We start from the raw sequence: 8283 nt of genomic DNA on the forward strand, positions 1-8283 counted from the left end.
GGGATAGCTGCATTGTAATGCAGCGCCCGGTGTCGGGGGAAAAAGCAAACTCATCGAAGCGATAGGCCCGCTTTACGGGCCCGCCCCACCTTCCCGCCTCATTCCGCCGACTTGAGGTAACGCCCAAGTATGAAGGTCTCGGAAGACTTGTCGCGCGACGCCTTGGGCTTGCGTTTGGCGACCACCTTGAACTGGCGCTTGAACTTCTCCACGATCTGGCTATACCCGCTGCCATGGAAACACTTTACCAGCAATGAGCCTTCGGGCTTCAAATGGGCCTGGGCAAATTCCAGCGCGAGCTCGCACAGGTACTCGATGCGCGCGGCATCCGCGAAGGCCACACCCGACAGATTGGGGGCCATATCGGACAAAACAAGGTCGATTTTCGCCCCGCCGGAGGCTGCCAGCACGATTTCTTCCAATTGTCGGAAGACCGGCTCTTCGCGGAAGTCGCCCTGGATGAAAGTGACGTCGGCGACCGCCTCCATCGGCAGGATATCGATTGCCACCACGGCGCCGTCGATGCCGCCGTCCTTGACGCGCGGCGAGGCCGCCAGCTTGTTGCGCGCGTACTGGCTCCAGCTGCCCGGCGCGGCGCCGAGGTCGACGATGACCTGGCCGGGCCGGATCAGCTTGTCCTGCTCGTCGATCTCCTTGAGCTTGTACGCTGCGCGGGCACGGTAGCCCTCGCGCTGCGCCATCTTCACGTAGGGATCGTTGATATGGTCGTGCAGCCACGACTGGTTGAATTTGTTCTTGGCCATTTGCCTGAAACTTGCCTGAGACTTGCGTAAAGCGCCTGTAGCGCATGACGCCTGATCGGAAAAGCTTGCCAGCGGCCGGTCAACCCGGTGCCCGACAGGCGTTTTTCACTCGTTTTGATGATTTTGCAGCCCGACCGCGCCAGTTTGACGGATAATACGCGCCGATTCGCTTTTTCGGCACTTCGGTGCCCTGCTTTGCGCACCTGGCTGCGCGCCCGTTTGCGCCAATTTGCGCCCTCGCCTGCGCTTTACTTATGCCCGCTCTTCAACTCATTCCAGCCCAGCGCTCCGAACTCCGCTCCCGCGCCCATGGCCTCAATCCGGTCGTGATGATCGGTGCGGACGGCCTGACGCGTGCCGTCCTGGCGGAAATCGACCGCAGCCTGGCCTCGCACGACCTGATCAAGATCCGCGTGTTCGGCGACGACCGCGAGAACCGCCTCGCCATCTACGAAGCCATTTGCGAGGATCTCGACGCGGCCCCGATCCAGCACATCGGCAAGCTGCTGGTGGTATGGCGCCCCGGCCCGGCCACCCTCAAGGAAAACCGCCCGCAGGAACTTGGCCGGCTGGCACCCCGCGGAGGCGCCGCGCCGCGCACCGTGACCGTCAGGAAGCCTAGCGCCGCACCCAATCGCCGCCCCAAGCGCTCGCAAGTGACGGTGCTGGGCAATGAACGCGTGACCGCCGGCGGCAACGTCAAGCGCGCTCGCGTGCGCCCGACCAGCCAGAAGAAGAAGGCGCTCGACTGAGCACCCGCCCGGCGCGCCCGCGCGCCGGTCCGGCAGCGGCGGGGCATTGCTGCCCGCCGCGGACCCAGGCCGCGGACCTGAACATTCCGCCCGCACCCCCTGCCCGCACCCCGTTTCCTCCAGCCTGGCCAGGTCTTGGCCCGGCCCCGGCCATGCCCGGGCTTATTCGCCCGCGGAGCGCGGCGCGGCCGCGCGCCACACCATGACCAGCGCAAGCAGGCTCTGCACCAGGTAGATCACGCTCGACACGCCATGCAGCATGCCGAACTGGCCTTTGTACGGCGATTCCGACACACCCACGCCGAGCGCGGATGCCTTGTCCTTCAGGTTTTCCATGAAAGGCTGGATGCCGAAATAGCCGGCGAGCACGCATAGCAGCATGCCCAGCACCAGCCAGCGCAGGCCACGGTAGCGGCCCGCGCCGCGGCGGATCATCAGGTTGCACAGCGCCAGCTGCAGCACCCCCACCACCACACCCAGAATGGCCTCGGTCCTGAACAGSTGGCCSGCGATCAKGCCGGCSGTTTCGCGGCTGGGCAGCACSGAAAACAGCGTSGGGGCCACCATGTAGCCCACGGTCCACAGGCTGCCGGCCCACACCACGGTGAGCAGGAGGAAAATCCGGTGCGGCAGCGGCGGCAGGCTGGAATAGGAGGAAGAGAACACGAAGCCTCGTTCAGTCGTTCAGATATAGCGAACCGTGATGACTTCGTACTCGCGCTCGCCGCCAGGGGCCAGCACGATCGCCACGTCGCCTTCGAACTTGCCGATCAGGGCGCGCGCGATGGGCGAGCTGACCGAGATCTTGCCACTGTCGAGGTCGGCCTCGTCGTCGCCGACGATCTGGTAGCTCACCGGCTTGCCGGACTCCAGGTCTTCGAGGTCCACAGTGGCGCCGAACACGATGCGGCCGTCGGTGTCGAGCTGGGTCGGGTCGATGACCTGGGCAGCCGACAGCTTGGACTCCACTTCCAGGATGCGGCCTTCGATAAAGGCCTGCTTTTCCTTGGCGGCGTCGTATTCCGCGTTCTCCGAGAGGTCGCCTTGCGCACGCGCTTCGGAAATGGCGTTGATCACGGCGGGACGCTCGACCGCCTTCAGGCGCTGCAGCTCCTCTTTCAGCAATTCAGCGCCACGCTTGGTAATCGGAATCGTGCTCATGTCTTTCGTTCTGCAAAAAAATGAGCCGCAGCGGAGCGGGAACCATGCCCCGGCCATATGCCCGGGCACTTCCGCTCAACCGCGGCTTTTCAGGTTGTTCTCAGAGTGGTTCGTCGGTCTGACCGACCAGATTGCCGTAGTTTAGGCCAAGACGGCCGCCCGCAGCAACTGCGGGCGGCCAGGCAGCCGGGCAACCGGAAGGGCCGGAAGGCCCGACGATCAGGCCAGCGAGGCGTGCAGGCCTTGCAGGTCATAGACCTCCAGGCGCTGCATGTGCTTGAGACCCTCCACCGCGGCGCGCGCGCCGGCCATGGTGGTGTAGTACGGCACCCGGTTGGCCAGGGCCGAGATACGGATCGAGCGCGAGTCGGCGATGGCGGTGCGGGTTTCGTCCACGGTGGTGAACACCAGCGCCAGTTCGCCGTTCTTGATCATGTCGACGATGTGCGGACGACCGTCCTTCACCTTGTTGACCACGCGCACCGGAATGCCGGCCGCTTCGATCGCCGAGGCGGTGCCGCGCGTGGCCACCAGGGGGTAGCCCATGTCGTGCAGCATGCGCGCCACGCTCACGGCGTGCGGCTTGTCGCTGTCCTTCACGGTCAGCAGCACGGTGCCCTTCTCCGGCAGGCGCGAACCGGCGGCGAGCTGGCTCTTGAAGAGCGCCTCGCCGAAGGTCTTGCCCACGCCCATCACTTCGCCGGTGGAACGCATCTCGGGTCCGAGCACCGGGTCCACGCCGGGGAACTTGTTGAACGGGAACACCGCTTCCTTGACGCTGAAGTACGGCGGCACCACTTCATCATGGATACCCTGCGAGTCCAGCGACTGGCCGGCCATGCAGCGCGCGGCGATCTTCGCCAGCGACAGGCCGGTGGCCTTGGACACGTACGGCACCGTGCGCGAGGCACGCGGATTCACTTCCAGCACGTAGACCACGTCTTCGCCGTTGGTCTGCTGGATGGCGAACTGCACGTTCATCAGGCCGATCACGTTGAGGGCCTTCGCCATCGCGGCGGTCTGGCGCTTGAGCTCGTCCACGGTGGCCTGGGCCAGCGAGTACGGCGGCAGCGAGCAGGCCGAATCGCCCGAGTGCACGCCGGCCTGCTCGATGTGTTCCATCACGCCGCCGATGAACACGCGCTGGCCGTCGCTCAGGGCGTCGACGTCGCACTCGATGGCGTCGTTGAGGAAGCGGTCCAGCAGCACCGGGGAGTCGTGCGAGACCTTGACGGCCTCGCGCATGTAGCGCTCGAGGTCGCGCGGCTCATGCACGATTTCCATGGCGCGGCCGCCCAGCACGTAGGACGGGCGCACCACCAGCGGGTAGCCGATTTCCTCGGCCAGGCGCAGCGCTTCGTCCTCGGCACGCGCGGTGCGGTTGGGCGGCTGGCGCAGGCCGAGTGCCTGCAGCAGCTTCTGGAAGCGCTCGCGGTCTTCGGCCGCGTCGATCATGTCGGGGCTGGTGCCGATGATGGGCACGCCGTTGGCTTCCAGGTCCAGCGCCAGCTTCAGCGGGGTCTGGCCGCCGTACTGCACGATCACGCCGACCGGCTTTTCCTTGTCGACGACTTCCAGCACGTCTTCCAGCGTSAGCGGCTCGAAGTACAGGCGGTCSGWGGTGTCGTARTCSGTMGAYACSGTTTCCGGRTTGCAGTTRACCATRATGGTCTCGTASCCGTCYTCGCGCAKCGCCAGCGCGGCGTGCACGCAGCAGTAGTCGAACTCGATGCCCTGGCCGATCCGGTTCGGGCCGCCACCCAGCACCATGATCTTCTTGTTGTTGGTCGGCTGCGCCTCGCACTCGCCATGCTCGGCCTCGTAGGTGCCGTACATGTATGCGGTGTTGGTGGCGAACTCGGCCGCGCAGGTATCCACGCGCTTGTAGACCGGGCGCACGCCGGCGGCGTGGCGCGCGGCGCGCACTTCGGCCGGCTTGGCGCCGAGCAGCTTGGCCAGGCGGCGATCGGAGAAGCCCTTCTGCTTCAGGTGGCGCAACTCGACCGCCGACAGGCTATCGAGCTTGCGCGCCTTGACCAGGGTCTCGGTCCTGACGATGTCTTCGATCTGGGCCAGGAACCACGGGTCGATGGAGGTCTCGGCGTGCACTTCTTCCAGCGACATGCCGATGCGGAAGGCGTCGCCCACGTACCAGATGCGGTCCGGGCCGGCCTCGCCGATTTCCTCGACGATCTCGTCGCGGTCGGTGGACTTGTCGTCCAGGCCGTCCACGCCCACTTCCAGGCCGCGCAGCGCCTTCTGGAACGATTCCTGGAAGGTGCGGCCCATGGCCATCACCTCGCCCACCGACTTCATCTGCGTGGTGAGGTGGCTGTCGGCCTGAGGGAATTTCTCGAAGGCGAAACGCGGCACCTTGGTGACCACGTAGTCGATCGACGGCTCGAACGACGCCGGGGTCTGGCCGCCGGTGATCTCGTTCTTCAGCTCGTCCAGCGTGTAGCCCACCGCCAGCTTGGCGGCGACCTTGGCGATCGGGAAGCCGGTGGCCTTGGAGGCCAGCGCCGACGAACGCGACACGCGCGGGTTCATCTCGATCACGATCATGCGGCCGTCGGCCGGGTTGATCGAGAACTGCACGTTGGAGCCGCCGGTGTCCACGCCGATCTCGCGCAGCACGGCCAGCGAGGCGTTGCGCAGGATCTGGTATTCCTTGTCGGTCAGGGTCTGCGCCGGGGCCACGGTGATCGAGTCGCCGGTGTGGATGCCCATCGGGTCCAGGTTCTCGATCGAGCAGATGATGATGCAGTTGTCCGCCTTGTCGCGGACCACTTCCATCTCATACTCTTTCCAGCCCAGCAGCGATTCTTCGATCAGCAGCTCGCGGGTCGGCGAGAGATCCAGGCCGCGCTTGCAGATTTCCTCGAACTCTTCGCGGTTGTAGGCGATGCCGCCGCCGGAGCCGCCCAGCGTGAACGACGGGCGGATCACGATCGGGTAGCCGCCGGTGTCGGTTTCCTTGGCAATCTGCGACTGCACCGCCAGCGCTTCTTCCATCGAGTGGGCGATGCCGGACTTGGCCGAGCCCAGCCCGATCTTGGTCATCGCTTCCTTGAACTTCTGGCGGTCCTCGGCCTTGTCGATGGCTTCGGGCGACGCGCCGATCAGTTCCACCTTGTACTTGTCCAGCACGCCGTGGCGATGCAGGTCCAGCGCGCAGTTCAGCGCGGTCTGGCCGCCCATGGTCGGCAGGATGGCGTCCGGGCGTTCTTTCTCGATGATGCGCTCGACCACTTCCCAGGTAATCGGCTCGATGTAGGTCACGTCGGCCGTATTCGGGTCGGTCATGATCGTGGCCGGATTGGAGTTGACCAGGATGACCTTGAAGCCTTCCTCGCGCAGCGCCTTGCAGGCCTGGGCGCCGGAATAGTCGAACTCGCACGCCTGCCCGATGATGATGGGGCCGGCGCCGATGATCAGGATGCTCTTAATGTCTGTGCGCTTTGGCATTGCACGCTCTCTTTGTTGGCCGGCCCGCGCATTCGCGCGCACCGCACCGGATATCAGGATTCGAATCAGTTCAGGGTGGCTGTCGCCAGCTTGGCGCCGAAGCCGATGAACATGGCGCCCACGCCGCTGGCCATGCCGGCCGACAAGCGCCGGCGCCGGCGGAACATCTCGGCCAGCCTGGCGCCCGCAAGGATGAGCGCGGTGAGGTAGGCGAAGCTGAACACCTGGCAAACCAGCCCCAGCACGGCGAACGACAGCGCCGGCTGGCCGAACTGCGGATCGACGAACTGGATGAAGAAGGAGATGAAGAACAGGATGGCCTTGGGGTTGAGCAGGCTCACCACCAAGGCCTTGCGGAACGGGCTGGCGACACGGTCGGCCGGCGCGGCTGCGGGCACCCCTGCCACGCTACCGCGCGCCGACCAGCTGCGCAGCGCGCCGCGCAGCATCTGGAAGCCGATCCAGCCCAGGTAGGCCGCGCCGACATACTTCACCGCGTAGAACAAGGCCGGGCTGGCCTTCAGCAGCGAGGCCACGCCCGCCGCCGACAGCACCATCAGGATGGCATCGCCCAGGAATACGCCACAGGCGCCCTTGTAGCCTTCGCGCACGCCGCGCTGGGCGGCGATCGACAGCACGTACATCGAATTCGGCCCCGGCAGCAGCACGATGAAGATCGTGCCGAGCACAAAGGTCCAGAAATCGGTGATGCCGAGCGTTGCGTGCATGAAGGCGTTCATGGGATCGTCCTGACTGTCTTCGTTTCTTCTTCGGGGCGCGGTGCGCTTACTTGCGTGCGTCCGCCATCATCTTGGTGAAGCGGTCGAACAGGTAAGCCACGTCGTTCGGACCGGGCGAGGCTTCCGGGTGGCCCTGGAAGCAGAAAGCCGGCTTGTCGGTCAGCGCGAAGCCCTGCAGCGAACCGTCGAACAGCGACACGTGCGTGGTGCGCACGTTGGCCGGCAGCGTGGCGGCGTCCACGGCAAAGCCGTGGTTCTGCGAAGTGATCACCACGCGGCCGTCGTCCAGGTCCTTGACCGGGTGGTTGGCGCCGTGGTGGCCGAACTTCATCTTGAGCGTCTTCGCGCCCACGGCCAGGGCCATGATCTGGTGGCCCAGGCAGATGCCGAAGGTGGGGATGCCGCGCGCGATGAACTCGCGCGTGGCGGCGACGGCGTAGTCGCACGGTTCCGGGTCGCCGGGGCCGTTGGACAGGAAGATGCCGTCCGGATTGAGCGCGAGGGCGTCCGCGGCGCTGGCCTGCGCCGGCAGCACGGTCACCTTGCAGCCGCGCTGGGCCAGCATGCGCAGGATATTGAACTTGACGCCGTAGTCATAGGCGACCACGTGGAACTGCGGCTTGTCCTGCTTGCCGTAGCCTTCGCCGAGCTTCCACTCGGACTGGGTCCACTCGAACGGCTCCTTGACCGACACCACCTTGGCCAGGTCCATGCCGGCCAGGCCGGGGAACGAGCGGGCCAGGTCGATGGCTTTCTGCACATTGTCCTCGCCGGCCAGGATGCAGCCGTTCTGCGCGCCYTTCTCGCGCAGGATGCGGGTCAGCTTGCGGGTATCGATGCCGGCGATCGCGACGACCTTTTCCTGCTTCAGGTAGTGCGCGAGCGTGTGCTCCTTGCGGAAGCTGGAGGCCAGAATCGGCAGATCCTTGATGATCAGGCCGGCGGCATGGACTTTCGTTGCTTCGACATCCTCGGTATTGACGCCGTAATTGCCGATATGCGGATACGTCAGCGTGACGATTTGCCGCGAATAGCTCGGGTCGGTAAGGATTTCCTGGTAACCGGTGATGGCGGTGTTGAACACCACTTCGCCAATGGTATGACCGGAAGCGCCGATGGAATAGCCACGAAAGACCGTGCCGTCTGCAAGCGCGAGAATGGCGGACGGAAAAGACGGTAACACGGGTAGGCTCCTGCTGGATTCACCCCGTGACCGACCAGCTCAACGCCTCGTGCCCCGTTGTCCGGCGTGGTGGCAGGCATGGCGCTGGGCGCGATGCCTGCCACCCGGACCGTTCGCCAGGCGCTCGAAACGCCACACAGAATCATGCGGCGGAGCCAGGGCGAAATGGGGGCGGCGGAAGGTGGAATTCGGTAGGCGCTAGGGTGATGGGGTTC

Annotated in this window: 7 protein-coding genes; 1 reads left to right on the plus strand and 6 read right to left on the minus strand. The window is 65.5% G+C overall.

The features are described from left to right. Positions 1–98 precede the first annotated feature (98 nt). Positions 99–764 carry an RlmE family RNA methyltransferase gene (locus tag AC1DK4_RS37830; protein WP_441618274.1) on the minus strand — a complete coding sequence of 222 codons (666 nt, stop codon included), beginning with the start codon at positions 762–764 and terminating at the stop codon, positions 99–101. Positions 765–1018: 254 nt separating this feature from the next. Here AC1DK4_RS37830 and AC1DK4_RS37835 point away from each other — a divergent pair, with 254 nt between their 5' ends. After that, positions 1019–1516 (plus strand): YhbY family RNA-binding protein, encoded by a 498-nt coding sequence (locus AC1DK4_RS37835; RefSeq protein WP_441618272.1) that lies wholly within the window; start codon positions 1019–1021, stop codon positions 1514–1516. Positions 1517–1678: 162 nt separating this feature from the next. Here the strand turns inward: AC1DK4_RS37835 and AC1DK4_RS37840 are convergent, their stop codons facing one another. The 5 genes from AC1DK4_RS37840 to carA form a co-directional block, all read right to left on the minus strand. Continuing rightward, entirely contained in the window at positions 1679–2182 is a 504-nt protein-coding gene (locus AC1DK4_RS37840; protein WP_477132157.1) for a DUF4149 domain-containing protein, read from the minus strand. 18 nt (positions 2183–2200) lie between these two features. Further along, positions 2201–2677: a transcription elongation factor GreA gene (gene greA / locus AC1DK4_RS37845; RefSeq protein WP_441618268.1), complete on the minus strand. Its 477-nt coding sequence runs from the start codon at positions 2675–2677 to the stop codon at positions 2201–2203. A gap of 219 nt (positions 2678–2896) precedes the next feature. Beyond that, positions 2897–6145 (minus strand): carbamoyl-phosphate synthase large subunit, encoded by a 3249-nt coding sequence (gene carB, locus AC1DK4_RS37850; RefSeq protein WP_477132158.1) that lies wholly within the window; start codon positions 6143–6145, stop codon positions 2897–2899. A 65-nt stretch (positions 6146–6210) separates the two neighbouring features. Further along, positions 6211–6885, minus strand: a complete 675-nt coding sequence (gene leuE, locus AC1DK4_RS37855; RefSeq protein ID WP_441618264.1) for a leucine efflux protein LeuE — start codon at positions 6883–6885, stop codon at positions 6211–6213. 46 nt (positions 6886–6931) lie between these two features. After that, complete coding sequence (gene carA, locus AC1DK4_RS37860) at positions 6932–8068, minus strand: glutamine-hydrolyzing carbamoyl-phosphate synthase small subunit (protein WP_441618263.1); 1137 nt, start codon at positions 8066–8068, stop codon at positions 6932–6934. Positions 8069–8283: the final 215 nt, after the last annotated feature.

The organism is Cupriavidus sp. 05N38, from assembly GCF_056397345.1.

Excerpts from the sequence above, each read along its gene's own strand:
- AC1DK4_RS37830 (WP_441618274.1), bottom strand. The coding sequence starts at position 764 with ATGGCCAAGAACAAATTCAACCAGTCGTGGCTGCACGACCATATCAAC.
- AC1DK4_RS37835 (WP_441618272.1), top strand. The coding sequence starts at position 1,019 with ATGCCCGCTCTTCAACTCATTCCAGCCCAGCGCTCCGAACTCCGCTCC.
- greA (WP_441618268.1), bottom strand. The coding sequence starts at position 2,677 with ATGAGCACGATTCCGATTACCAAGCGTGGCGCTGAATTGCTGAAAGAG.
- leuE (WP_441618264.1), bottom strand. The coding sequence starts at position 6,885 with ATGAACGCCTTCATGCACGCAACGCTCGGCATCACCGATTTCTGGACC.